Genomic DNA, 1,230 nt, shown 5'->3' with positions numbered 1-1,230 from the left:
CCGCCAGCAGCGGGCGGGAGCTGTCCGGTTGGGCCGAGCTGTGGTTGCGCCAGCCGCAGGTCAACACGTTGCGCGCCGAGGTCGCCGTCGACGCCGACGGCCGCTACACCGAGGTCGCCGTGGTGCAGACCGCACCCGAGTCGCACCCGGTGCTGCGCCCGCACCGGATCGGCGTGGGCCGCTATGCGGCGGACGGCACCGTCCGGCGCGACGAGGTGGACATCGACCCGGCCGCCGACGGTGGGCGCACCGTGCTGGGTCAGCTGACGGGTGAGCCGGCGGCCCGGCTTCTGCTGCTCAACGACGGTGACCTCACCTTCGCCAAGGTGCGTCTCGACCCGGCGTCGGCCGAGGCCGTCCCGCTGGTGCTGCCCGGCCTGACCGACCCGCTGGCCCGGGCGGTGCTGTGGGGTGAGGCGCTGGACGCGGCGACCGACGGGGAGCGGCCGGTCGCCGGCCTGGTCGACCTGATCGTCGCCGCGCTGCCCACCGAGACCGAGGTGATCATTGCGGAGGACGTGCTGACGCTCAGTCGGTCACTGATCGACCGATACCTCGACCCGCTGACCCGCTCGACAGCGTTGGCCCGGGTCGCCGAGGCGTGCCGGCGCCTGCTCGACGGCGCGCCGGCCGGGGAGTCGTTGCAGCTCGCCGCCGCACGGGGCTGGATCGCCGCCACCACCGACGCCGACCTGCTCGTCGGCTGGCTCGCCGGCCGGGACGTGCCGGCCGGCCTGAAGGTCGACGCGGAGCTGCGCTGGGCGGTGCTGCGCCGACTGGTGGTGCTGGGTGCCGCGGGCGAGGCGGAGATCGCCATCGAGGCGGCCGCAGACGTCAGCTCCGCTGGCGCGGAACGGGCCGCGCGGTGCCGGGCCGCACTGCCCGACCCGGCGGCGAAGCAGGCGGCCTGGGAGATCATCGTGCGGGGCGACGACCTGTCCAACCGGCTGTTGGAAGCGACAGCCGAGGGGTTCTGGCAACCCGAGCAGGCCGAGCTGACCGCCGCGTACGTCGATCGGTACTTCGCGGAGATGCCGGCCGCCGCGCGCCGGCGTACCCCCTGGACGGCCGACCGGGTGGCGGCCCTGGCGTTCCCCCGCTACGCCGTGGCGCAGCCGACCCGGGAGGCGGCCGCGGCGTTGCTGGCCCGCGACGACCTGACCCCCGGCCTGCGCCGGGTGGTGACCGACGCCGCCGACGACCTGCGCCGCGCGCTGGTCGCCCGGACGG

At 76.1% G+C, this 1,230-nt stretch carries 1 protein-coding gene; it reads left to right on the top strand.

What is annotated here, in order from left to right; translation table 11 throughout:
- A partial coding sequence (locus tag KBX26_RS31975; protein WP_210867117.1) for an ERAP1-like C-terminal domain-containing protein occupies positions 1 to 1,230 on the top strand: 1,230 nt, incomplete at both ends.

It is taken from the genome of Micromonospora sp. C97 (genome assembly GCF_018070385.1).
Taxonomy (GTDB): Bacteria; Actinomycetota; Actinomycetes; order Mycobacteriales; family Micromonosporaceae; genus Micromonospora; species Micromonospora parva.
This window is presented reverse-complemented; position numbering and strand designations above follow the sequence as displayed.